The following is a 25,972-nucleotide window of genomic DNA, read 5'->3' on the forward strand; positions in this document are numbered from 1 at the left end:
TAACCCAAACCAACCAAAATTGAAAATAGTAAATAAGTTCTACCCGCACGCCCTTGCAATCTTGGGCTTTATTTTTGTTTCGTTAATTTATTTTTATCCTGTTCTACAGGGAAAACAGATTTTCCAGTCCGATATTGCTCAATATACCGGAATGGCAAAAGAGCAGAATGATTTTAGAGCTACGGAACATGCAGAACCTTATTGGACCAATTCTGCCTTTGGCGGTATGCCTACTTATCAGCTTGGAGCCAATTATCCAAATGATTTTGTGGGTAAAATTGATGATTTACTGCGTTTTCTTCCAAGACCAGCAGATTACTTATTTCTTTACTTTTTAGGTTTTTACGGATTACTGTTGGTTTTAAAAACAGATCCGCTTAAAGCTTTTATAGGCGCCGTTGCGTTTGGTTTTTCTACCTATTTAATAATCATTTTAGGTGTCGGACACAATGCAAAAGCACATGCCATTGCTTACATGCCTTTGGTTATTGCTGGATTTATACTCGTTTTTCAGAAAAAATACATTTGGGGAGGTTTGCTCACCATGTTTGCGGTTGCATTAGAAGTGAATGCCAACCACTTCCAAATGACCTATTATTTATTGATTTTCTTATTGATACTTTCGGGTTATTTTGCTTTCAATTTTATTAAAGACAAAGAATTCAAGCCGCTTTTAATTTCTACAGGAGTTTTACTTACTGCAGGAATTTTTGCTATTGGAGCCAATGCTGGAAATTTACTTGCAACAAGTGAATATGCTAAATTCAGTACAAGAAGTAATAGTGAGTTAACTTATAATCCTGATGGATCAAAGAAAGAAAATGAAAACGCTCTAAGCCGAGAATACATTACAGAATACAGTTACGGAATAGCAGAAAGTTTTAATCTAATTGCACCAAGACTTTTTGGAGGTTCAAATCATGAAAATGTTGGCCCAGACAGCAGTATGTACCAGTTTATGATTGGGCAGGGAGTTCCAGAATCTAATGCGAAAGATTTTGTTTCCGGAATGCCAACGTATTGGGGCGATCAGCCAATTGTTGCTGCGCCAGCTTATATTGGAGTAGTGGTTTTCTTTTTAGGAGTTTTAGCATTATTTATAGATGACAGAAAAATAAAATATGTTTTTCTTGGAGGCGCATTAGTTTCGTTGATTTTATCTTGGGGAAAAAATTTCTCACTGCTGACAGATTTTTTTATCGATTACGTTCCGATGTATGATAAATTTAGAGCTGTTTCTTCTATTCAGGTTATTTTAGAATTATGCTTTCCAGTTTTAGCTGTTATGGGATTACAGTCCTTTTTTAAAGCAAAAGAGGAACCAAAATTACAACAGAAAGCACTTTTACAAACGGGAGTTTTTGGTTTAGGAGTACTAGTGATTTTGGTAATTGCAAAAAGCTTTTTCCATTTTACAGGATCAAATGATCAATATTTCTTAGAAAGCTACGGACCAGGTTTTGTAGACGCATTAAAAGAAGATAGAATGACCATGTATTATGCAGATTTACTGCGTTCTGGATTCTTTATTGTGATCACTTTCGGAATCTTATGGTTGTTTATAAAAAACAAATTCTCTCAAACTACAACATTAATCATTGTTGGTATTTTAATGATTTTTGATTTGTTCTTTGTAGATAAAAAATATGTTTCTGCTAAAGATTTTGTAAGCCCAGTTCAGATTGCGGCACCATTTCAGGAAACACCTGCAGATGCTCAGATTTTACAAGATACGACTCACTACAGAGTTTTTGAAATAAACGGAAATATGTCTAGTGCAAGAGCTTCTTATTTCCATCATTCAATTGGAGGTTACCATGCGGCAAAACCAAGAAGAATGCAACAATTGTTTGATTACCAAATTGCTAAAAACAATTTAGAAATACTTAATATGTTAAATGTTAAGTATGTAATACAAACAGATAAAGAAGGAAAAGAAATTCCGACTGTAAATCCAGATGCCAACGGAAATGCTTGGTTTGTAAGTGCTCTTAAATTGGTAAATAAGCCAGACGATGTAATGAAAGCATTAAATACGCTTGATACTAAAAAAGTAGCTGTTTTTAATGTTCACGAGTACGAAAGTAAATTTGAAAACGCACGTTCGAAGAAAGCTTGGGATACAACTGGGACAATTAAAGTCGTACAATACAAGCCAAACTACATCAAATATAAATCAGACAATGAGAAAGACGGTTTAGCAGTGTTCTCTGAAGTATATTATAAAAACGGTTGGAACGCTTATATAGATGGAAAATTGACAAATCATTTCCCTGTAGATTATGTTTTAAGAGCAATGGAAATTCCGGGCGGAAAACATACAATTGAATTTAAATTTGAGCCACAGGTAATTAAAACAGGTGGGACAATTACTTTGGTAAGCTCGATCGTAATGTTATTGCTTTTGGCTGCGGGAATTTATTTTGAAAAATTCTATCGCAAAGATTCACAAAGAAATCACGGAGATACTCAAAAATAATTTTTAAACTCTTTGTGATCTTCAGTGGAAACTTTGTGAATCTCTGAGGCGAAAAAAGAATTTGTATCTTTATAATTATATTTTTTAATCTTTAATCGGATGGAAGAGAGTGTTTTAAGATATGGAACTCCAGAGGAATTGGAAGCTAAAAGAATTGCTGAAATTAAAGCGCTTTCTTATTTAGAAAGGTTGGAGCGTTTAATGGCAATTATAGAAGTTTCTTATACACTCAAAAAAGCTAAAATAATTCAAAGTAAAAAACGATGAATGAGCAAATTATTGCTATCTGGAATAGTTTTTTTGAAAACAAAGTGAAGTATGTCACCATTGGAGGTTTTGCTGTAAATATTTATGGCTATAATAGAAATACTGGAGATGTTGATATTTATCTCGAGGATACGATAGAAAACAGGATTAATCTTAGAAAGGCTTTAAAATCTATTAATTTGGGTGATTTTGAAACTATAGAAACCATGCAGTTTATTCCTGGATGGACAGATTTTACTTTGAGTTATGGACTTCGGTTGGATATTATGACTACAGTAAAAGGATTAGAAGATAAATCTTTTGCTAGTCTCTTAGAAGAAGCTACTGTCGTTCAAATTGATAATACTCCTGTTTATTTTATCGATTATGATAATTTGATCATTGCAAAGAAAGCTGCAAATAGGCCAAAAGATATTTTGGATATTGAGGAGCTTGAAAAAATTAACACAGATAAATAAAAAGGCATAAAAAGCCGCTTTTTAAAACTATAAGTTGGAACAAAAACTCTTAATTATTACCTATTATTTCCCGCCTGCGGGAGGCCCTGGTGTACAACGCTGGTTGAAATTTGTAAAGTACCTGCCAGAATTTGGTGTACAGCCTATTGTTTATGTTCCAGAAAATCCAACTTATCCAATTGTTGATGAAGGTTTGGTTGGTGAAATATCAGACAAAGTTATTGTTTTAAAGAATAAAATTTGGGAGCCTTATCAGCTGGCTTCTGTTTTTTCAAAAAATAAAACCAAAAAAATCAGTTCTGGAATTTTTCCGCAGAAGAAAAAACAAACTTTTTTAGACAAAACCTTTCTTTGGGTTCGCGGTAATCTTTTTATTCCAGACGCACGAGTTTTTTGGGTAAAACCTTCTGTTTCTTATTTAGAAAAGTATATTCAGGAGAATAATATTGATACGATTGTAACTTCTGGACCGCCGCACAGTCTGCATTTGATTGGTTTAGAATTACAAAAGAAATTAAAAGTAAAATGGTTTGCCGATTTTCGCGATCCCTGGACAACGATTGGTTATCATAAAGCACTTCGATTGTCTTCTTACGCAGCAAAAAAACACAAATCTTTAGAACATAAAGTTTTAAATGCTGCCGATGAAATTATTGTTACCAGTAAAACTACAAAAACAGAGTTTGAAGTTATTACAAGTAAACCAATTACAGTAATCACAAACGGTTACGATGTAGAAACTGTCGAGAAACAGACTTTGGACAGTAAATTTACTTTGGCACATATTGGTTCTTTTCTATCCGATAGAAATCCGCCATTTTTATGGGAAGTATTGGTAGAACTTTTGCAAGAAGTTCCAGAATTTAAATCACATTTAGAAATTAAATTAATTGGCGCAGTAAGTCAGGAAGTGTTAGATGCAATTGAAGAACATCAATTAAAAGATTATTTAAACCTTTTAGGGTATGTTTCTCACCAAGAAGCCGTTGCGCATCAGAGAAAATCACAGGTTTTGCTTTTGATCGAAATAAATTCTGAAGATACTAAGAGCATTATTCCTGGAAAATTGTTTGAATATATGGTGTCAAATCGGCCAATAATTGCAATAGGTCCGCAGGGTTCTGATTTTGCCGATATTGTAACGCAGACAAATACAGGAGTATTTTTTGATTATTCTGAAAAAGCAAGATTAAAAAGTGTAATTTTGGACTTTTTTAATCAGTTTTTGGAAGGGAAATTACAAGCACATGGCGTTGGTTTACAACAATATTCACGTAAAAACCTAACCAAACAATTAGCACAGCTGATTCATTAAAATAATAATATTAAAATAAAAAAGAGAGTAGAAAATCAAAAATCTAAACTCTACAATCTTAACGCTGCGATCAAGAAATGGGCATTGTCTTAAATCAGTCTTTTAAAAATACTATAATTACTTACATTGGTTTTGCAATCGGCGCCATTAATACCTTGTATTTATACCCCGTTTTCTTAGGAGCGACTTATTACGCTTTAACAAATTATATTACTTCTGCAGCAAATGTCATCATGCCTTTGTTCGCGATCGGGATGCAGAATACTCTAGTCAAATTCTATTCGCAATACGAAACAGAAGAACAACGAGAACAATTCCTGTCTTTTACAGCTTTATTTCCAATTTTGATGTGTATTCCTCTGGGATTGATCGGAATCTTTTTCTATGATGATATAACAGATTTTGTTTCGAAAGAAAACCCTGTAGTGCGTGAGTTTATGCTTTTAATTCCTTTTATCGGAATTTGTATGGCATATTTCGAAATATTTTATGCTTGGGCGAGAGTGCATATGCATTCGGTTTTTGGAAATTTTATTAAAGAAGTGGGATTGAGACTCCTTTCAACATTCGCTTTATTAGGATTGTATTTTAATTGGATTTCTCTGGTACAGTTTGTTTATGTAACGGCTGCCATTTATTTTATAGCTTTTCTGGTTACAATGTTTTATGCGTTTTATATCAAAAAGCCGAACTTTCAGATTACAATTCCAGAAAACGTAAAAAGCGTTATGGAATATACTTTCTATATTATTCTGTCAGGAAGTGTTGCCAATTTACTTTTGGACGGCGATAAATTGATGCTAAATCAATATATGAAGATTGAGAACATTGCTTATTATTCAGTTGCAACATATATCGCTTTGGTAATTTCGGTTCCGAGTCGCGCGATGCACCAAATTGTGTATCCGATTACGGCAAAATTAATGCACGAAAACAAACACGAAGAATTAAATCGATTGTATAAAAAAACATCTATCAATCTTCAGATGGTAGGCGGGTTTGTAATGCTTTGTATTTTTGTAAATATCAGGCAATTGTACGAATTGGTTCCAAAGGAATACAGCGGCGGTATATCAGTTGTATTCATGATTGGCCTTTCAAAGTATTTTGATTTGATTTTAGGGAACAACAATGCCATTATTTTCAATACAAAATATTACAGAATGGTATTGTATTTAGGATTAATGCTGGTAGTTTTGACAGTAATTCTAAACATGATTTTTATTCCAATTTTCGGAATTTTCGGTTCTGCCTTTGCCACACTTTTATCTATTACTTTATATAGTTTAGCAAAGTTGTTATTTGTGGTTAAAAAACTGCATTTATACCCATTTACCAAACAGACGATTTATTCAATACTGTTGACATTTGCATTATTTTTATTGTTTTATTTCTGGGAATTTCCCTTTTTCCAATTGATAAGTATTGCTTTAAAATCGTTTTTGGTAACCATTTTATACCTTTATTTAAATTACAGGTTTAAAATTTCACCTGACATTAATAATGTAATTGATTCTCTTTTAAAGAAAATAGGAATTAATATTTAATACTTATTTATCTAAAAATCAACACGTTTTGAAAACGTAAGAATTTTGTTTTTATATTTGTTAGAAAGTATAACTAATTTATTTCTAGCTGTATATGAAAAAAGAATTACTTAGTTTATTCGCTTTCTTCCTGTTTTTAAATTCTTTAGAAACTGCTGCTCAAAACAGTATTCGACAAGATTCTGTTAAAACAACTAGTGTTGTAAAATTAAAAGGATATCCGGTTAGTCCCTTCAAAGACACACTTTTTTATGTTTACAGTAAAGTAGGTTCTTTTTCGGCCAAAGAAAGAGCACAATATATTACAGATAAAGTAAAGAGACTTTACAGTGAATCTTTTTTTGAGAAAGATTCAATCAAAATTGTTCCTTCAGATGTATCGTTGGATATTGTTTACAAAAACGATCTTGTAGTTATGTCTATTTTAGATTCTGATGCCAAAGCCGAAAATCTAACTGTTACTGCTCTGGCCAATCGTAATCTTGCTAAAATCAAAAATGCTATTATATACCAAAACGAGAATTATTCGCAATTGCCCAAACGTTTTGCTTATACGGCTTTGCTTGTTCTTATTATTAGCGTTGTATTGTTTTTGGTTGGAAAAATTTTCAATTCCATTAAAAAGTATATTATCAAAAACAACGAGCGTTATTTTAAAGGGGTTAATTACGGAGCAATAAAACTTTTATCGCCAGAAAAACAGCAGTTTCTCTTTCTTAAATTCTTCGGATTCATTAAAATTATTACTCTCATAGAAGTCGTTTATCTGTCGCTTCCTATTTTATTCAGCATATTTCCTGCTACAAAAGAATATACAACCATGCTTCTTCGGTGGATTCTGACACCGGCAAAATTGGCTCTCATGGGATTTGTCGGATTTCTGCCGAGTCTATTTACTATAATTGTCATCATTATCATTTTTAAATATTCGCTGAAAGTCATTAAGTTTTTCTTCGAAGAAATAAAATCAGAAAATATAAAAATCGATGGTTTTTACAGTGATTGGGCACTTCCGACCTTTAATATTATTCGGCTTTTAATGTATGCTTTTATGCTGGTGATTATTTTTCCGTATTTGTCGGGATCTGATTCAGCTATATTTAAAGGAGTTTCTGTATTTGTGGGTGTTTTGTTTTCACTCGGATCTTCCAATGCCATTGCGAATATGGTGGCGGGTTTGGTTATAACCTATATGCGTCCGTTTAAAGTTGGCGATTATATTAAAATTGGGGATGCCAGTGGCGAAGTAGTTGAGAAGACCGCCTTAGTAACTCGAATTCGAACTCCAAAATTTGAAGACATTACAATCCCAAATGCGACTGTTTTATCTAGTACATCAACAAATTATTCATCAAATACAAAACAATCAACAAACGGTCTTTTAATTCATACTACAGTTACAATTGGCTATGATGTACCTTGGAAAGATATTCATAATGCTCTTATAGAAGCAGCCTTAAAAACAGATTTGACAGAGAAAGAACCAAAACCTTTTGTGCTTCAGACCAGTTTAGAAGATTTTTATGTTTCGTACCAAATCAATGTTTACACTATGGAGCCTACCAAACAGCCAAGAATTTATTCTTTGTTGCATCAAAATATTCAAGATTCGTTTAATGCTGCCGGAATAGAAATTATGTCGCCGCACTACACAGCGCTCCGTGAAGGAAATACTACAACAATTCCGCCAGATTATTTAAAAGAAGACTACGAAGCACCTGCATTTAATATTAAATCAAAAAGTTAAATTATTGGTATTGAGAGGTTAAGTGTACAAAATTAACAGTTAAATATTTTGTAATTAATTAGATTAAATTTAACTTTAGAGTGAAAATTTTGCAGCGCTCTTTTAAAATACCTGAAAAAAACTAACAAAATACCTAAATGTAGGTATTGTATTGTTTTTACTTAGGGGATAATTTTGCACCAAAATTGAATTGAAATAAGAATTGTAGAATGTGGATTAATTTTAGAGGAATTATTATGAAAAGCAATCAGCTCAACCAGGAACAAAGCATGCAGGTATTTTCTAAGATGATATCGAATAAAGTGAGTAATGGATTTACGCTTGAGGAGCGAAATGATGAATTACTTTTTGCTGTCCTTTCTAAAGGAGGAAAAGTAGTAAACCACAGTTTGAATTTTATGATTTTTTGTTTGACTTTAGGACTATGGTCATTTGCATGGCTGTATTTAACTTTTGAAGCTTCAAAACAAAAAAAGGTTTTAGTAGCTATAGATGAAGATGGTTTTCCGTTTGAAGAAAGATGTCTTGTAGCTTAGATTTGAAAAATTAGAAAATAAAAAAAGCCATAAATTGCACACCCCCGTATGTAATTTATGGCTTTACTTTTTTTAGTAGAATTATAATTTGTCTTTTAAATAAATTCCTGTAACAGATTCTTTTACTTTTACAATATCTTCTGGAGTTCCTGAGGCAAGAAGATGTCCTCCATTTTCACCGCCTTCTGGTCCTAAATCCAAAATCCAATCGGCACATTTTATTAAATCTAAATTGTGTTCGATTACAATGATAGAATGTCCTTTTTCTATTAAAGCATCAAATGAAGCCAATAATTTTTTAATATCATGAAAATGAAGTCCCGTTGTTGGTTCATCAAAAACAAATAATGCTTTGTCTTTTGTCGCTCCTTTTACGAGGAAGGATGCCAATTTAATACGTTGTGCTTCTCCGCCAGAAAGAGTAGAAGAAGATTGCCCTAATTGAACATATCCTAGACCAACATCTTGTAAAGGCTGTAATTTTTGGGTGATTTTAGTTTGTTTGTTTTTTTCGAAAAATGCAATCGCATCATCAATCGTCATCGTTAAAATGTCATTGATGTTTTGGTTGTCGAATGTAACTTCTAAAATCTCTTTTTTGAAACGTTTTCCGCCACAGGTTTCACACGGTAGCGAAACATCGGCCATAAATACCATTTCGACGTTTATAGAGCCTTCTCCTTTGCAAGTTTCGCATCGGCCGCCATCAACATTAAAAGAAAAATGTTTAGCTTGATAACCTCTTATTTTCGATAGTTTTTCTTTGGCATACAAATCACGGATATCGTCATAAGCTTTGATATAAGTCACCGGATTGGAACGAGAGCTTCTCCCAATCGGATTTTGATCTACGTATTCAATATGTTTAATCTGCGAAAATGAACCTTTTATTTCAGTAAACTGACCTGCTTTTTCAGATGCACTTTCTAGTTTTTTCTGCATGGCAGGAAACAAAATCTTTTTGATCAAAGTACTTTTTCCACTTCCAGAAACTCCCGTAACAACCGTCAGAACGTCTAGAGGGAAAGTAACATCGATATTTTTTAGATTGTTTTCTCTTGCACCAACAATGTCAATGTGATTTTTGAATTTTCGTCTTTTCTTCGGAACCGAAATTTCTAAATCCCCATTTAAGTATTTTGCCGTTAACGAATCTGATTGCAAGATTTCATCATAAGTACCTTGAGCCACTAGTTTTCCACCAAAAGTTCCTGCTTCGGGACCAATATCGATAATCATGTCGGCTGCTTTCATGATATCTTCATCATGTTCAACCACAATAACCGTATTTCCTAAATCGCGAAGCGAAAGAAGCACTTTTATCAATCTTTCAGAATCTTTTGGATGAAGTCCAATACTTGGTTCGTCCAAAATATACATCGAACCAACTAAGCTTGAACCCAGTGATGTTGCTAGATTAATACGCTGTGATTCTCCTCCAGAAAGTGTGGCAGAATTTCTATTTAAAGTAAGATAATCTAAACCAACTTCGGTTAAAAACGATAAACGATTATTGATTTCGACCATCAAACGTTTTGCAATCTGTTGTTCGTAAACGTTTAATTCGATATTTTTAAAGAAAGTAACCAAATGTTTAATTGGAAGATCGACTAAATCGGAAACCGTTTTTCCGTTTATTTTTACGTAAGATGCTTCTTCGCGCAGACGCTTTCCTTTGCACACATGACATTTTGTTTTGCCACGATAACGAGAAAGCATTACACGGTTCTGAATCTTATAATTTTTTTCTTCTAATTCTCTAAAGAAATCATTTAGACCTTGAAAATACTTGTTTCCCGTCCATAGAACATCTTTTTGTTCATCAGTAAGCTGAAAATAAGGTTTATGAATAGGGAAATCAAATTTATAAGCGTGTTTGACCAATTCGTCTTTGTACCAGCTCATGCTTTCCCCGCGCCAAGGATAAATGGCACTTTCAAAAACAGAAAGAGAAGTATTAGGAACAACCAAATCGGCATCAATACCAATAATGTTTCCGTAACCTTCGCAGACAGGGCACGCGCCATACGGATTATTAAAACTAAACAAATGAACGTTTGGTTCTAAGAATGTAATTCCGTCAAGCTCAAAATTATTAGAATAAGAAAATCTTTTCTCTGCATTTAATTCCTGTAAATAACAAATTCCTTTTCCTTCAAAAAAAGCAGTTTGTACAGCATCCGCTAGACGGTTATAAAACTCTTCTTCCTCTTTTACAACAATACGGTCAATAATCAATAATATGTCTTTATTGTCTAATTGATGCATATCTGAAGCCGTAAAATCGTCTAAACGAACCATTTCGTTATCAACCAAAATACGCGCAAAACCTTGCTGTAAAAGTACTTTTAGTTTGTCTTCTAAAAGTCTTCCTTCTTCTAAATGAATAGGAGCTAATAAAAGCCATTTACTTTCTAAAGGAAGCGTTTTAACATCGGCAACGACATCGGTAACCGTATTTTTTTTGACTTCTTGTCCAGAAACAGGAGAATAGGTACGACCAATTCTGGCGTACAGCAGTTTCATATAATCGTAAATTTCTGTTGAAGTCCCGACAGTAGAACGTGCATTCGTCGTATTTACCTTTTGCTCAATGGCAATTGCAGGTGCAATACCTTTTATATATTCTACTTTTGGTTTATCAAGACGTCCTAAAAACTGACGAGCGTAAGACGAAAGACTTTCGACGTAACGTCTTTGTCCTTCAGCATATAAAGTGTCAAAAGCTAAACTCGATTTACCAGAACCAGAAAGTCCGGTAATGACAACAAGTTTATTTCTAGGAATGGCAACATCTACATTTTTTAAATTATGTACCTGCGCACCTTTAATGATAATATTTGATTTTGGGTCTAGTGTAGAAAGATCAATCTGCATACAAAAAGTCAATTTTTACAAAAGTAATCAATTTTGAATTGAGTTCTGTTAATGAAAATGTTCCAAATTTTAACTAAATGATGTTTAAATATGGTAAATCTGATTCTGTATTTTTTTAATAAAAACATATGGTATCTACTTAAATTAAGTTATTTTAGAACTGTATTACTAATAAACTAACCTTGAACCAATTTGAAAACTAAACTTTCTATACTGTTTTATTTATATTGTTTTGTTGTTTTTTCGCAGGAATTTCCGCCGATCATTAAATATGCTTCCTCGATTTATGGAGCGGGAAATCAAAATTGGATGGTGTCTCAGGACGAGCAGAATTTTCTATATTTTGCAAATGATGAAGGTCTTCTAGAATTTAACGGAACCAATTGGGAGCTTTATCCGGCGCCAAACGAAACCATTATTCGATCTGTAAAAGTAATTGGAGATAAAATTTATACGGGCTGTTATATGAATTTTGGCTATTGGTCGAGACAATCTAATGGAAAACTGCTTTATACTTCATTAAGTGACACTATAAAACATAAAATTTTAGATGACGAACAGTTTTGGAATATTCTAAAATACGATCAATGGGTTTTGTTTCAATCCTTAAACCGAATTTATATCTATGATACCAAAACAAAAAAGTTTACCATTATTGCGCCTAAAAACGGTGTTGTAAAATCGTTTGCGACCAAAAATGCGATTTATTTTCAGACGCTTAAAGAAGGTCTTTTTGAAATTGAAAGCGGGAAAGCGAAGCTGATTTCGGATCATCCGACACTTAAAAAGTTTACGATGGTAAATGTGTTTCCGATAAACGATAAGCTTTTGATTCAGACGCAGCTTGACGGAATGTACACTTTATTAGGAAACAATCTGACTCGTTTTGTTACCGAAGCAGATGATGCGTTAAAATCTAGTTTTGTTTACAGCAGTCAAAAACTTCAAGACGGGAGTTTTGCACTCGGAACAGTGTCAAATGGTGTTTTTATTTTGAATGCTGACGGGAAAATAAAATACCATATTACGCAGAGTAAAGGTTTGAGCAATAATACGGTTTTGTCGCTTTTTGAAGATAAGGACCAAAACTTATGGACAGGACTTGATAACGGAATCAATTGTATTAATGTACAATCGCCGGTGCATAGTTTTACAGATGATTCTGGTGTACTCGGAACGGTTTATGCTTCGGCCTTTTTTGACGATATGCTTTATATCGGAACGAATCAAGGTCTTTTTTGCAGAAAGCAGCATAGTAATGAGGAATTTAAATTTATAAGCGGTACAAAAGGCCAAGTGTGGTCATTGTTTGTTTACGATAATACGATTTTCTGCGGTCACGATTCTGGGACTTTTGTAATAAAAGGAAATTCGGCTAAAAGTATTTTTTTGAATTCTGGAACTTGGAAGTTTGAGACTATTCCGAATTCTAAAAATCAGCTGCTTCAAGGAAACTATTATGGACTTTCGATTTTAGAAAAAGTAAACGGAGAATGGATTTTCAAAAATAAAATCGCAGGTTTTGAATATTCGTCCCGTTATTTTGAAATCGGTGATAATCTTGATGTGTATGTAAGCCACGAATACAAAGGAATTTTTAGAATAAAACTAAATCAAGACTTAACCAAAACAACCGATTTTTTTACTTATAAATCGCCACAAAAAGGGAATAATGCGAGTTTGACGAAATTCAACCAATCGATTTATTATGCTTATAAAGGCGGAATCTTTAAACTCAACAGAAAATCAAGACAGTTTGAAAAAGACAGTGTTTTGAGTTCTATTTTTGAAAAAGACGAATATACTTCTGGTAAATTAATCGTTGACAATTCTAACAAAATCTGGCTTTTTTCTAAAAACTATATTCATTATTTCTCCGCCAGTAAATTGAGCAGTCAATTGAAACAAAATATTATTCCGATTCCATCTTCTTTAACCAATTCGATGCTTGGCTATGAAAATATTACGCAGATCTCAAAATCGGTTTATTTAATAGGAACGACTGACGGTTATTATACTTTGAATATTGATGATTTGAGTTTTAAAAATTACAACGTCTTTATTACAGATATTGCGATTAATAAACAAAATGAAAATTTGAAAAATGTACCACTTTTGTCTGAAGGCGATTTCGCGTCAAGCGAAAATAATATCACATTTAATTATACCGTTCCCGAATACAATAAATATATTAATTCGGAGTACCAATATCTTTTAGAAGGTTTTCAGAACGAATGGAGTGAGTGGAGTAATAAAGCGACAATCAATTTTAAAAACCTGCCGCCTGGAAAATATACTTTTAAGGTACGAGCTAAATATGCTAATACCATTTTGGAGAATGCAGCCGTATATACTTTTGTAATTTTAAAACCATGGTATTTGACTCATTTTGCTTGGTTTATTTATATTTTATTGATGTTAACGGCTGGTTATTTTATCAATAAAGCCTATCAAAACTTTTATCGAAAACAAGAGGCTAAGCTTATAGAAGAGAATAATCTTTTGCTGGAAATTCAAGAATTGGAAAATGAACAGCTTTTGATGAAACTTCGAAACGAACAATTGTCACAAGATGTGGATAATAAAAATCGAGAATTGGCGGTTTCGACGATGAGTCTTCACAGCAAAAACGAACTTTTGGCATTCATTAAAGAAGATTTAAAGAAAACGACACCAGATGATAATAAAAACATCAAATCGGTTATTAGAACCATTAATGACAATATTACTGAAGAAGATTCGTGGAAAGTTTTTAAAGAAGCTTTTGATAATGCCGACAAAGATTTCTTAAAACGCATTAAACAGCTTCATCCGTTGTTAACGCCAAATGACCTGCGCCTCTGTGCCTATCTCAGGCTTAATCTTTCATCAAAAGAGATTGCGCCGTTATTTAACATTTCAGTAAGAAGTGTAGAGATAAAAAGATACCGTTTGCGCAAAAAAATGGATTTAAAGCATGAAATTGGTTTGGTTGAGTACATTTTGGCTGTATAGCCGCTCAAAAATCGGTTCAAAAAAACTATACATTACCACAACATTAAGGTTTTCGTAAGGGATTTTCTGGAAAAGTGTTAATAAAATTAACATTTGGAATTTATCGTTTTTAAAGGCATTTTTTTATCACATATTGAATTTTAGCTTATATTTTTTATGATGTATGTTTTTTGTTGAGGTTAATTTTAAAGCATTCTGAAATAGAACAAATAAATTAGACTTCAATAAAAACTAACTAATTATGAAATCTAAATTATTACTAACAGTACTGCTGCTGTTTACATCTTTTGCATTTGCGCAGAATCTAGATGTGACAGGAACAGTATTAGACGCGTCAGGATTATCTTTACCTGGGGTAAATGTAAAAGTTAAAAATTCATCAAAAAGCACAACCACTGACTTTGATGGAACTTTTAAATTAACAGATGTTCCTAAAGGAACCACAATCGTATTCAGTTATATAGGTTTTCGAACGCAGGAAGTTGTTGTTTCTGGAACCAAAGTAACTGTTAAAATGGTAGACGACGCCAAATCACTTGATGAAGTTGTGGTGATTGGTTACGGTAGCCAAAAGAAAAGAGAAGTTACCGGAGCAGTTGCGGTCTTGGACAGTAAAACTATTGATCTCTTGAAACCAGCAAGAATCGAACAAGCTTTACAAGGAACAATTGCAGGGGTAAATGTTACAACACAATCGGGTGCGCCGGGTGCACCTTTGGACATTCGTATTCGTGGGATAGCCACAAATGGTGAAAACAAGCCTACGGTTATTATTGACGGTTATGTTGGGGATTTAGGAATTTTAAATCCAAATGATATTGAGACCATTATCGTTCTTAAAGATGCGCAGGCAGCAATCTACGGAACTATTGGAGCAAACGGAATTATTTTAGTGACAACTAAAATGGGTAAAAAGAATTCTAAAACAAGAGTTTCTTTTAACAGTTATGCTGGTTTTCAAGAAACTTCTAGAAAACTTCCAACTTTAAATGCTACAGAATATGCTCTTTTATTGAATGAAAGTTATGCTAACGGCGGAAGAGCATTGCCTTATCCTAATGTAAGTAGTTTAGGAAACGGAACAAATTGGCAGGACGAAGTGTTTCAGATGGCGCCAATTATTAGTAATGATTTGACTATTTCTGGAGGATCAGAAAAAATCACTTATTCTGTTAGTGGTTCTCATTTAGATCAAGAAGGTATTGTTGGAGGAGATAAATCGGGGTATTTAAGAAATACGGCGAGAATTGCTCTTGGTGCAGATTTAAGTGATAAAATCAAATTAAAATCAAATGTAATTTACACTTATTTCACTAGAAATACTTTAAACGAAAATGGTTTAGGTTCGGTTCTTTTTAATGCTTTAAACGTACCAGCAACTTTAAATCCTTATGATGCAAACGGAAATTACACCTTGGTTCCAAGTACAACTGGATTAGGAACAGAAATTATAAATCCGCTGGCACAAATTGAAAATACGTATAACGATTACAATTATAAAAAACTGAACGGTAATTTTGGTTTAGATTATAAAATCTTTAAAGGATTTACGCTTTCGGGATCTATCGGTTTTAATACTGCAAACAGCGAATCTAAAGAGTTTGCAAAACAAATCAGTTATGGCGGAAAAGTATTCGACGTACAGAGAAGTTCTGTAACACAAAAAGCGGTAAATGATAACGATTATTCATTTGACCTTTTTGCTACTTATAATACAAAAATTGCAGATAAACACAATATCACAGGAACTGTAGGAACAACCATTTACAAACAATGGGGTAACGGACTTACAGCAACTGGTTTTGATGTGCCAAATAATACTTGGGAAAACGCTGATATCTCATTAACAAAAGGAATTTCAGAAACATTGACTAACAGTTCTTATGTATATGATCAAAGAAGACTTTCTTATTTCGGAAGACTTCAATACGATTATAAAGGACGTTATTTACTTTCTGCAATGATAAGACGTGATGCTTCGACTAGATTTGGTCCTGGAAATACAACAGGTTATTTTCCTTCATTTACAGCAGGATGGGTTGTTTCTGACGAAAGTTTCTTTGGAGAACCTAAATTCATTAATTTCTTAAAATTAAGAGCAAGTTACGGTACTTTAGGAAACGACCAGATTCCGAATTATGGCTATTTAGGTTTACTTAATGGAGAAGCAACTTATGTTTTTAACGGAACATTGGTTAATGGTGCAGCACAAGGACAAGTACCGAATCCAGATGTTAAATGGGAAGAGGCTCAAAAATTTGATGTCGGTTTAGATATGAAATTCTTAAACGATAAAATATCTTTTGTAGCAGATTATTTTATTGATACTAGAAAAGATTTATTAATTCCTAATATTCCAGTTTCTGCAATCACTGGTATTGGTGCTCCAGGAGCAAGTGCTCCAACGGTTAACGCTGGTACAGTTAAAAATTCAGGTTTTGAATTTGCTATAGATTACAAAGAAAAATTATCAGACTCTTTTACTTTGAGTTTAGGTTATAATGTTACTTTCCTTAAAAATGAAGTTACAGAAGTTAAAAACGGAACAGGTTTTATAGAAGGAGGAGCTTTTGGAGTAGGTCAGCCGGCACCTTCAAGAATGGAGGTAGGTAAACCAATTGGATATTTCTACGGATATAAAACGGATGGAATTTTTCAGAACCAAGCAGAAATTGATGCGCACCCTTCTCAAATAGCATTAGGAGCAAATGCTTCGCCTGGAGATATTCGTTATGTAGATGTTAACAATGACGGAGTAATCAATTCTAATGACAGAACAGATATTGGAAAACCAATTCCAGATGCTACAATGGGCTTTAATTTACAATTAAACTATAAAGCAGTTGATTTTGCAGTGTTTACATATGCTTCTATCGGAAATGATATGGCACGCAATTACGAAAGAACACTTTCTGATGCCAACCGTTTAGATTATGTTTTGGACAGATGGACGGGAGTTGGAACTTCTAATTCAACGCCAAGAGTTACAACAGGAGCAACATCCAATAATGTTTTCTCTGATTATTTTATAGAAGATGCTTCTTACGTTAGAATTCAAAATGTTCAATTAGGATACACTTTAAATCCGAATATTTCTCAAAAAGCAGGTATTACAAAATTGAGACTTTATGCACAGGTAAACAACCTTTACACTTTTACAAAATATAAAGGTTTTGACCCAGGAGCTTCATTCGGTCCAGGAAATAGAGACAATGTTTCTCAATCTCCTATTGGAGCAGGAATTGATTATGGTTTCTATCCAGTCCCAAGAACCTATTTATTGGGGTTAAACATTAATTTTTAATTTGAGTTAAAATGAAAAAATATTTCTTTACAACCATTATAACGCTGACACTATTTTCGACATTGATTTCTTGTTCGGATGAGTTTGTTGCCGAAAAACCAGCGTATTCTATAGATTCTGAAAATTATTTCAATTCTAAAGAAGAATATGATAACGCTTTGGTTGCTGCTTATGATTTGCTTCAATCTACTTACGTAAATGTACTTTTGGGCGAAATTGCTTCAGACAATACATTGTGCGGTGGTGAAAGCCCAACAGACGTAATCGGGTTTCAACAGATCGATGATATGATTCACACACCAGTAAACAGCAATTTGAAAGATGTCTGGGGCTGGATGTTTGCAGGAGTTCAAAGAGCCAATTATATTCTTGAATTTAAAGATAAAACAGATTTCACAGGGAAAACCCAAGTTATTGCTGAAGCTCGTTTTTTAAGAGCGTATTATCAGTTTGAGTTAGTAAAATGGTTTGGCGGGATCCCTATGAAAGGAGATGCGAGATTTAAAATTGGAGACGAAAAAATTATCGGACGTGCTTCTGTTGCAGATGTTTACGCTTCGATCGAAGCAGATTTAACTTTTGCAGCGGCTAATTTGTCTCCAAATGCATCTCAAACAGGAAGAGCTACAAAAGGTGCAGCGCTTGCATTACTTGGGAAAGCTTATTTATTTCAAGGTAAATTTTCACAGGCAGCAACCGCTCTTGACGGTGTAATTACTTCTGGAAAATACAGCTTGGTTACCGATTATAATGCCATGTTTGAAGCTGAAGGAGAAAACGGTCCTGAATCTGTTTTTGAAGTACAATACACCGATATTGAAGGTGCAGGTTTTGGATGTCTTCAATGTAGTGAAGGAAACGTAGCAGTTGGTTTTAACGGAATTAGAAATTATTCTGGCCCGCTTTTCTCTTCAGGATATAGTTTTAATATTCCGACTCAAGAATCAGCCGATGCTTTTGAAACTGGAGATAAACGTAAAGCAGTTGCCATTTTAGATATAAATGCGTGGGCATCAGCAAATGCTTCTTATGACAACGGAAATGGAGTTACGTTTGGTAAAGGAAATGAAGACACAGGTTACTTCAACAGAAAATACCTGCCAAGAAAAAGAAGTTCTGCTGCACAGGGAGATTTGAATTTAACAAATCCAAACAACTACAGAGCCATTCGTTATGCTGATGTTTTATTAATGGCGGCAGAAGCTTACAATAGAGGCGGTATTAATGATGTTAAAGCAAAAGAATATCTAAATCAGGTAAGAAGACGTGCTTTTGGAGATAATACACACGATATTACAACCGGAGGCGCACAATTAACAGAAGATATTTTAACAGAAAGAAGAGTAGAACTTTTAGGCGAAGGACATCGTTTCTTTGATTTGGTAAGAACTGGAAAGGCAGTGAGCAAAATTCCAGGTTTTAAAGCGAATAAAAACGAATTATTTCCGCTTCCGATTGAAGAAATTCAATTTGCTGCTGGAAACTGGGCACAAAATCCTGGCTACTAAAAAACATCAATTATGAAAAAAATACATTTTATTATAAATCTTTTCGTTTTTGCACTCTTAATTGCCTGCTCAAACGATAGTGGCGATATTGATTTGGATGGAATTGCAAGTCCAGCAAACGTTTCGGCCTTGGCTACGGTAACACAAGATAATACTGGAAAAGTAACTTTTATTCCAAAAGGAGAAGGAGCAACACAGTATAAAATTAGTTTTGGAGATGGAAGCACAGATTCTGATTACGTTGGCGTAGGAGGAACGGTGTCTCACGTTTATAAAGAAGGAGTTTACAAATCCAAAATTATAGCAATGGGACTTAACGGAAAAACCACTGAAGTGGAGAAAGAAGTGGTAGTTTCTTTTAGAGCTCCAGAAAATCTGAAAGTTGTAATTACTAATGATTTATCAGTTTCTAAAAAAATCACCGTTACAGCAACAGCAGATTTCGCTTTGTTTTATGATGTTTATTTTGGAGAAACAGGAAAACCAGATCCAATTTCGGCAAATAACGGTGAGCCGATATCTTATACTTATAAAGAAGCTGGTACCTATACCATTAGAGTAGTTTCTAAAAGTGCGGCTGTTAAAACAACAGAACATACAGAAGAAGTTACAGCAAAATTAATTTTGGCACCAACAACTGCAGCGCCGGCACCTCCTAACAGACAAGCTGGTGACGTCATCTCTATTTACAGTTCTAAATATACAGATATTGGAGGTACTAATTTTAATCCGAATTGGGGACAATCAGGTTCATTTGCAGAATTTGATTTAAACGGAGACAAAATATTGAATTATATCAAATTAAGTTATCAAGGAATTGCTTTAGCAGACAACGTAACAATTGATGTTTCTGGAATGGAATACCTTCACATGGATGTTTGGACAGCCGACCTAGAAAAATTGGAAACTTCTTTGATCAAACCAGGACCAGACGAAAGAGCGGTAACAAAAGATCTTACTGCTAATCAATGGACAAGTTTAGATATTCCTATCTCAGCATTTACAAGCCAAGGATTAACGGTTAATAATATATTCCAGCTAAAATTGGTTGCAAAACCAAACGCAGGCGGAACAGTATTTATTGATAATATTTATTTCTACAAAACTCCGGCAGAAGCGGTAGCATTACCATTAGATTTTGAATCAACTACATTGAGTTATGCTTGGGGCGGATTTGGAAATGTAGATGCTTCTGTAGTAACAAATCCAAACAAAACTGGATTGAATGTTTCTAATAAAGTAGTAAAATTGGATAAAAAGAATGGAGCAGAAACTTGGGGAGGAGCCAGTTTAAATTTTGAAAGCCCATTTGATGCTGCAAAAGGAACTAAAGTGAAAGTAGCAGTTTGGTCGCCAAAAGTGGGAGCGGCAATTCTCTATAAAATGGAACTTTCGACTTCTCCAAAAGACGGAAACGGAAACCCAAGTGTTAATCTGGAAGTGCAGGCGCTTACAACAGTTGCCAATGCTTGGGAAGTGCTGACATTCGATCTTACAAGCGCAGCTTCTTTTAACAGCAGTATTAAATATGACAGAGTAATTTTGTTTCCAGATTTTGGAAAAAATGGGCTAGGAGAAACCTATTACTTTGATGATATCAAACAATCCAATTAAATTAAGAAATCATGAGCAAAAAAATAATTTTAAAGATAGTATTCCTATTTACGATTCTCTTGATGACGGGTTGTCAAAAAGATGATTATACATTCGGATCAATAGATGCGCCTACTAATCTTAAAGTAACAGCTGAGATAGTAGGAAAAACGACAGACACTCCATACGGTGACGGTTCTGGAACTGTAAAATTTACAGCCACAGCAGATGATGTTATTTCGTATAAATATGTATACAGTGACGGAAGTTCTGATAATGCACCAAACGGAAAAATAACCAAGAGATTTACTAAAACGGGAGTTAATACCTATACCGTAACTGTTATCGCTTTCGGAAAAGGTGGTTCTGCATCAAACACAACAATAGATGTTGAGGTACAAAGTGATTTCAGCGATGATCAAGCAGTTCAATTGTTAACCGGCGGTACTTCTAAAAAATGGTATTGGGCAGCAGGAGAACCAGGACATTTAGGAGTAGGGCAAAATGATGGAGATGCGGAGAAAAACTTCTATGCAAACTATTATCAAGCAGGAGCATTTGAAAAAGCAGCTTCACCAACAAGCAGTTGTCTTTATGATAACGTACTGACATTCTCTTTAGACGGAGAGCAATTGAAATTCCAATTAGACAATGGCGGTGCCACTTTCTTCAACAAAGATTTTGCAAGTGTTGCAGGAACGGCTTTAACAGAAGATACATGTGTGTCGTATAATCCTGGAGGTGCTAAAAACGTTTCGTTAAGTCCATCAGAATCGGTTATTATGTCTAATCCTAAACATGCTGAACAAACCAGAGGTACAACAATGAACTTTGCTGACGGCGGCTTCATGGGGTATTATATAGGACAAAGTTCTTACGAAATCATATCTATTACAGCGACTAGAATGGTTGTAAGAGCCGTAATGGGCGGAAACCCAGCGTTGGCTTGGTATCATATCTTTTCAACGACACCTCCAAATCAAAATCCAAGCGGTCCAGATTATACTAATTTAGTTTGGTCTGATGAATTTAATACAGACGGAGCACCAGATGCTACAAAATGGACTTACGATTTAGGTCGTGGAGATAACGGCTGGGGAAATAACGAAAAACAAAATTATACTAACTCAGCATCAAATATTGTTGTACAAGGCGGATTTTTGAAAATCACAGCTAAAAAAGAAAATTCCGGCGGTGCAGAATATTCATCTGCAAGATTAAAATCCGATGGAAAATATTCTTTTAAATACGGAAAAGTTGAGGTTCGTGCCAAATTGCCGTCAGGCGGAGGAACTTGGCCTGCAATTTGGATGCTTGGACAAAATTATGCAACTAAAACATGGCCAGAATGCGGTGAAATCGACATCATGGAGCATGTTGGAAACAGCCAGAATCTGGTTCACGGAACTTTCCATTATCCTGGTCGTTCAGGTGGAAATGCCAATACAGCTTCTAAAACCATTCCGAATGTTGCAACAGAATTTCATGTTTATAAAGCAGTTTGGAGTGCAGAAACCATACAAATTTACGCAGATGATGTGTTGATTCATACTTTAGCAAATACAGCATCATTACCTTTTAACAGCGACTTTTTCATGATTTTGAATATTGCAATGGGAGGTAATATGGGAGGTAATATTGATCCAGCTTTCACTCAGTCTACTATGGAGATTGATTATGTTAGAGTGTATCAATAGGTTGATTAATTAGTAATTTAGAAGGCCAGTTTTGGTTACTGGCCTTCTTTTTTTAATACAAGAATTCTATGAAGAAAATAATTTTGGTAGTACTTATAACCAGTTTTGGTTTTGCCCAAGAGGTAAAAAGAAAGCTCGTTTGGGAAGAAAATTTTAATAAAAAAAGCTTAAACGAATCTGTTTGGAATTTTGAACTGGGAGACGGCTGTCCAAATTTATGCGGTTACGGAAATAATGAAAGACAGATTTATACCAAAAAAAACCACGAATTTAAAGACGGAAATTTGGTTATTGAAGCCAGAAAAGAAGGCGATAAATACACGTCTACTAAAATAACCACAAAAGGGAAAAAAGAATTTCTATACGGGCGTATAGAAGCAAGGGCAAAACTGCCAATCGGTCACGGATTATGGCCGGCCTTCTGGATGTTAGGAGCAAATATTGACGAAGTAAAATGGCCAAAAACAGGCGAAATAGATATCTTAGAATACATAGGGCGCGATCCGCATATGGTGTACACTACGCTTCACACGCAAGACAGCCACGGAAATACCATCAATACCAAAAGAACACCATTCCCTAATATTGAAGAAGGTTTTCACGTTTACGCCATCGAATGGGATAAAGATAAAATTGATTTTTTTGTTGATAAAGAATTGGTCTATACCTTTAACCCACAGCCAAAAAATGAAGATACCTGGCCATTTGATAAGCCATTTTACATCATTTTAAACCTGGCTATTGGAGGTAATTTTGGCGGACCAGATGTAGATGATAAAGTATTACCCCAAAAATATTATATTGATTATGTTCGCGTATATCAATAAAAAATTGTAATTTAAATTCAGATTTAGAAATAAACGTAAAGTCTTATTGCTTTAGTTGTAAGTTATTTACGTTTATTTTTATCTCTAAAATGCCTGATTAAGACATAGAATGATTTTATCATTTCTAATGTAAAATTTAAGTTTAATTTATATCAATTAGTCATTAAGTTGTAATTAATATATTTTTTGTTTGCTTTTATAAATAAAAAATTGTTAAATTTGGTCACAATATTAACATAACTCAAAAATAGATCGCCTATATAAAAAAACTACTTTTTAGAAAATTTACTCCAAATTTTAATACAGAAACTAAAAAAGTAGTACTATGGCTGATCTGCATACTCCAGACGCTCTATTAGTTAAAAATTATGTTGAAGGCAGTGAAGCTGCTTTAGCAACATTAATTAAAAGGCACGAATCGAAGATATATGGTTTCATATATTCTAAGATAGCTGATAGAGATATTTCAAATGATATTTTTCAAGATACTTTTATTAAAGTAATCAAAACTTTAAAAAGCAATTCTTATAACGAAGAAGGTAAATTCCTGCCTTGGGTTATGCGTATTTCTCACAATTTAATTGTAGATCATTTCCGCAAAACCAAAAAAATGCCAATGCATAGAGAAACAGAAGAATTTTCTATCTTTTCTATCATGTCAGACGATACTTTAACAATAGAAAGTAAAATGATTCTGGATCAAGTAGAATTAGACCTTAAAAAGTTGATTCAAGAACTTCCAGAAGATCAAAAAGAAGTACTTGTAATGCGTATGTATCAGGATATGAGCTTCAAAGAAATATCTGAACTTACAGGCGTAAGCATCAATACAGCATTGGGTAGAATGCGTTATGCATTAATGAATTTGAGAAAAATAATTGAAAAACATCAAATTATTTTAACCAACTAATACTATTTTGATAATAAGCCCGTTATAGTACTATAATCATTTTTATAGTATGGCAAAAATTTACTCAAAAAAAGCATTAGCTTCTCAAAATCTTAAACCTAAAAAAGAAGTTGTTTCTTTTATACTAAATTATTCACAAGCCTTGACGGTAGTCAAAGTGAATGAAAAAAGTTTTGAAATAATAGCTAATTAAGCAGCCCACTATTTTTGTCGGATGTTTATTAAGAAAAACCAAATGGTCGTTTTGGTTATCGAGCTCACTATTTGCATTAAAAATGCGAATAGTGAGCTTTTTTTATGGTTTTAAAGTAAAAATCTTTCTATCTGTCTCAAAGTAAGTGATTTAGATTTAAATTTCTTCAGTAAAAATTATAAGGTTTTTAGTGTGATTTTGGATTAATTTGTTAAAATTTAATATTTTTAGAGATATTTTTGTGTTTATTTACAATTTAATTCTATTTTAGTTAAAAAGTAAATTTTTATTCATGTAAAATGCTTCAATCGGAAGTTTTTCGTATAAGAATGATTAATTTTCTAAAAAAATATAACCAGTTTAAAATTTCAACCAAAAACCAAAATTTATGAAGAAAAACTACTCTCAATTATTTCTCTTTTAGTTGTCGTGTACTTAGTGTTTAAATACTAAGTATTTAAAAAGTTATTTGGCCAATTCACAAAAAGTCAAAAGCTTTCTCTATATACCAAATCTATATTAACAACTAAACCTAATTGAAAAATGAAAAAGAATTTAAAAATAATAGCGCTTTTATTATTTATAAATAGTGGAGCTTTTGCTCAAAAAGAACAAATTAAAGAGGCATTGTCTTTATATGATAAAGGGAAAAGCCAAGAATCTTTGGCAATTTTGACAAAAGCACAATATTTAATCCTCAATGCCAGTGATGAGGACAAGTCAGATTATTATTATTTGACAGGAAATGTATATAAAGATCTAGCATCCAAAAATATAGACGCTGCTAATAATTTTACTTTGGCATCACAATCTTATCAGGATGTATTTTTATACGAAAACGAATCTGGAAAATTCAAATTTACAGTAAAAGCCAATGCCGCTTTAAAAGAAATGAAATCAAGCCTTGTAAACGGTGCGATGGCTGACTTTACTGCAGGTAGATTTAAAGAAAGCGCAGAGAAAAGTTATAAAGTATATTTGTTTGATAAAAAAGATACGCTGAATTTATTTAATGCAGCATCATCATCTATCAATGCAAAAGATTATGACAAAGCCATTCAATATTACGAAGCCTTAAAAAAACTGAATTATTCTGGAAAAGGAGTATTATACTTGGCTACAAATAAAAAAACAAAAGAAGAAGACGTTTTTATTTCGCCAAAAGCTAGAGAAAATGCTATACAGCAAGGGCTTTATGAGAAACCTAGAACAGAATCTGTTCCTTCAAAAAAACTTGAAGTAAATAGTAATCTTGCCTATTCTTATATGGAGAAAAAACTATATGCTAAGGCAGAAGAAGGTTATAATTATGTTTTAGAATTAAATCCTAATTACGTTGATGCTTACATTAATATGGCATATTTAAAACTGCAGATGAAAAAAGATTTGATGGATGAAATTTCAAATTTAGGTACAAGTGCAGCAGAAATGCAGAAATACGATAAATTGAATGCCAGAAAAGATGATGTTACTCGCAGTGCAATTCCGTATCTTAAAAAAGCAATTAATTTAGAACCTAAAAATACAGATGCAACCAAAACACTTCTAGGAGTTTACAGAGCTCTAGATATGACAAATGAATACAATGCCTTGAAAGCGACAATGTAAGGTTTAAGGTTCTGAGGTTCTCAGATGCTAAGGTTCTAAGTTTTTTAAACTTTATAAATAAAAAAAATGGATGAGTTTACTCATCCATTTTTTTTATCTAAAATCTAAAATC

The 25,972-nt window shown here is 33.5% G+C and carries 17 protein-coding genes; 16 read left to right on the forward strand and 1 reads right to left on the reverse strand.

What is annotated here, in order from left to right; translation table 11 throughout:
* Positions 1 to 19: 19 nt before the first annotated feature.
* From ACFSC2_RS19510 to ACFSC2_RS19540, 7 genes are all read left to right on the forward strand, one after another.
* Positions 20 to 2,479 carry a YfhO family protein gene (locus ACFSC2_RS19510; protein WP_379813872.1) on the forward strand — a complete coding sequence of 820 codons (2,460 nt, stop codon included), beginning with the start codon at positions 20 to 22 and terminating at the stop codon, positions 2,477 to 2,479.
* 99 nt (positions 2,480 to 2,578) lie between these two features.
* Positions 2,579 to 2,746, forward strand: coding sequence for a hypothetical protein (locus ACFSC2_RS19515; protein ID WP_379813871.1), 168 nt, complete (start codon positions 2,579 to 2,581; stop codon positions 2,744 to 2,746).
* Complete coding sequence (locus ACFSC2_RS19520; protein ID WP_379813870.1) at positions 2,743 to 3,204, forward strand: nucleotidyltransferase; 462 nt, start codon at positions 2,743 to 2,745, stop codon at positions 3,202 to 3,204. The genes ACFSC2_RS19515 and ACFSC2_RS19520 overlap by 4 nt, the downstream gene beginning before the upstream one ends.
* Before the next feature lie 34 nt (positions 3,205 to 3,238).
* On the forward strand, positions 3,239 to 4,519 hold the full coding sequence (locus ACFSC2_RS19525) for a glycosyltransferase family 4 protein (RefSeq protein WP_379813869.1): 1,281 nt from the start codon (positions 3,239 to 3,241) through the stop codon (positions 4,517 to 4,519).
* Positions 4,520 to 4,596: 77 nt separating this feature from the next.
* Positions 4,597 to 6,066: an oligosaccharide flippase family protein gene (locus ACFSC2_RS19530; RefSeq protein ID WP_379813868.1), complete on the forward strand. Its 1,470-nt coding sequence runs from the start codon at positions 4,597 to 4,599 to the stop codon at positions 6,064 to 6,066.
* Positions 6,067 to 6,160: 94 nt separating this feature from the next.
* A complete protein-coding gene (locus ACFSC2_RS19535) occupies positions 6,161 to 7,813 on the forward strand; it encodes a mechanosensitive ion channel family protein (protein ID WP_379813867.1) in 1,653 nt (550 codons plus the stop codon).
* Between the two features lie 236 nt (positions 7,814 to 8,049).
* A complete protein-coding gene (locus tag ACFSC2_RS19540; protein ID WP_379818693.1) occupies positions 8,050 to 8,349 on the forward strand; it encodes a hypothetical protein in 300 nt (99 codons plus the stop codon).
* An 81-nt stretch (positions 8,350 to 8,430) separates the two neighbouring features.
* Here ACFSC2_RS19540 and uvrA read toward each other — a convergent pair whose 3' ends face one another.
* Positions 8,431 to 11,226 (reverse strand): excinuclease ABC subunit UvrA, encoded by a 2,796-nt coding sequence (gene uvrA / locus ACFSC2_RS19545; RefSeq protein WP_379813864.1) that lies wholly within the window; start codon positions 11,224 to 11,226, stop codon positions 8,431 to 8,433.
* Positions 11,227 to 11,418: 192 nt separating this feature from the next.
* Between uvrA and ACFSC2_RS19550 the strand changes: the two genes are divergently transcribed.
* From ACFSC2_RS19550 to ACFSC2_RS19590, 9 genes are all read left to right on the forward strand, one after another.
* A complete protein-coding gene (locus tag ACFSC2_RS19550; protein ID WP_379813863.1) occupies positions 11,419 to 14,220 on the forward strand; it encodes a triple tyrosine motif-containing protein in 2,802 nt (933 codons plus the stop codon).
* 241 nt (positions 14,221 to 14,461) lie between these two features.
* Positions 14,462 to 17,524 (forward strand): SusC/RagA family TonB-linked outer membrane protein, encoded by a 3,063-nt coding sequence (locus ACFSC2_RS19555; protein ID WP_379813861.1) that lies wholly within the window; start codon positions 14,462 to 14,464, stop codon positions 17,522 to 17,524.
* 11 nt (positions 17,525 to 17,535) lie between these two features.
* On the forward strand, positions 17,536 to 19,032 hold the full coding sequence (locus ACFSC2_RS19560) for a RagB/SusD family nutrient uptake outer membrane protein (RefSeq protein ID WP_379813860.1): 1,497 nt from the start codon (positions 17,536 to 17,538) through the stop codon (positions 19,030 to 19,032).
* A gap of 12 nt (positions 19,033 to 19,044) precedes the next feature.
* The gene (locus ACFSC2_RS19565; RefSeq protein WP_379813858.1) at positions 19,045 to 20,646 is read left to right on the forward strand and encodes a hypothetical protein; all 1,602 of its coding nucleotides are present in this window, start codon (positions 19,045 to 19,047) and stop codon (positions 20,644 to 20,646) included.
* Positions 20,647 to 20,657: 11 nt separating this feature from the next.
* Positions 20,658 to 22,322 (forward strand): family 16 glycosylhydrolase, encoded by a 1,665-nt coding sequence (locus ACFSC2_RS19570; protein ID WP_379813857.1) that lies wholly within the window; start codon positions 20,658 to 20,660, stop codon positions 22,320 to 22,322.
* Between the two features lie 68 nt (positions 22,323 to 22,390).
* Positions 22,391 to 23,149 carry a glycoside hydrolase family 16 protein gene (locus tag ACFSC2_RS19575; RefSeq protein WP_379813856.1) on the forward strand — a complete coding sequence of 253 codons (759 nt, stop codon included), beginning with the start codon at positions 22,391 to 22,393 and terminating at the stop codon, positions 23,147 to 23,149.
* A 325-nt stretch (positions 23,150 to 23,474) separates the two neighbouring features.
* On the forward strand, positions 23,475 to 24,059 hold the full coding sequence (locus tag ACFSC2_RS19580; RefSeq protein WP_379813855.1) for an RNA polymerase sigma factor: 585 nt from the start codon (positions 23,475 to 23,477) through the stop codon (positions 24,057 to 24,059).
* 49 nt (positions 24,060 to 24,108) lie between these two features.
* Positions 24,109 to 24,252, forward strand: coding sequence for a hypothetical protein (locus ACFSC2_RS19585; protein ID WP_379813853.1), 144 nt, complete (start codon positions 24,109 to 24,111; stop codon positions 24,250 to 24,252).
* A gap of 543 nt (positions 24,253 to 24,795) precedes the next feature.
* Entirely contained in the window at positions 24,796 to 25,860 is a 1,065-nt protein-coding gene (locus tag ACFSC2_RS19590) for a tetratricopeptide repeat protein (protein WP_379813852.1), read from the forward strand.
* Positions 25,861 to 25,972: the final 112 nt, after the last annotated feature.

It is taken from the genome of Flavobacterium artemisiae, assembly GCF_042678225.1.
In the GTDB taxonomy this organism is placed as follows: Bacteria; Bacteroidota; Bacteroidia; order Flavobacteriales; family Flavobacteriaceae; genus Flavobacterium; species Flavobacterium artemisiae.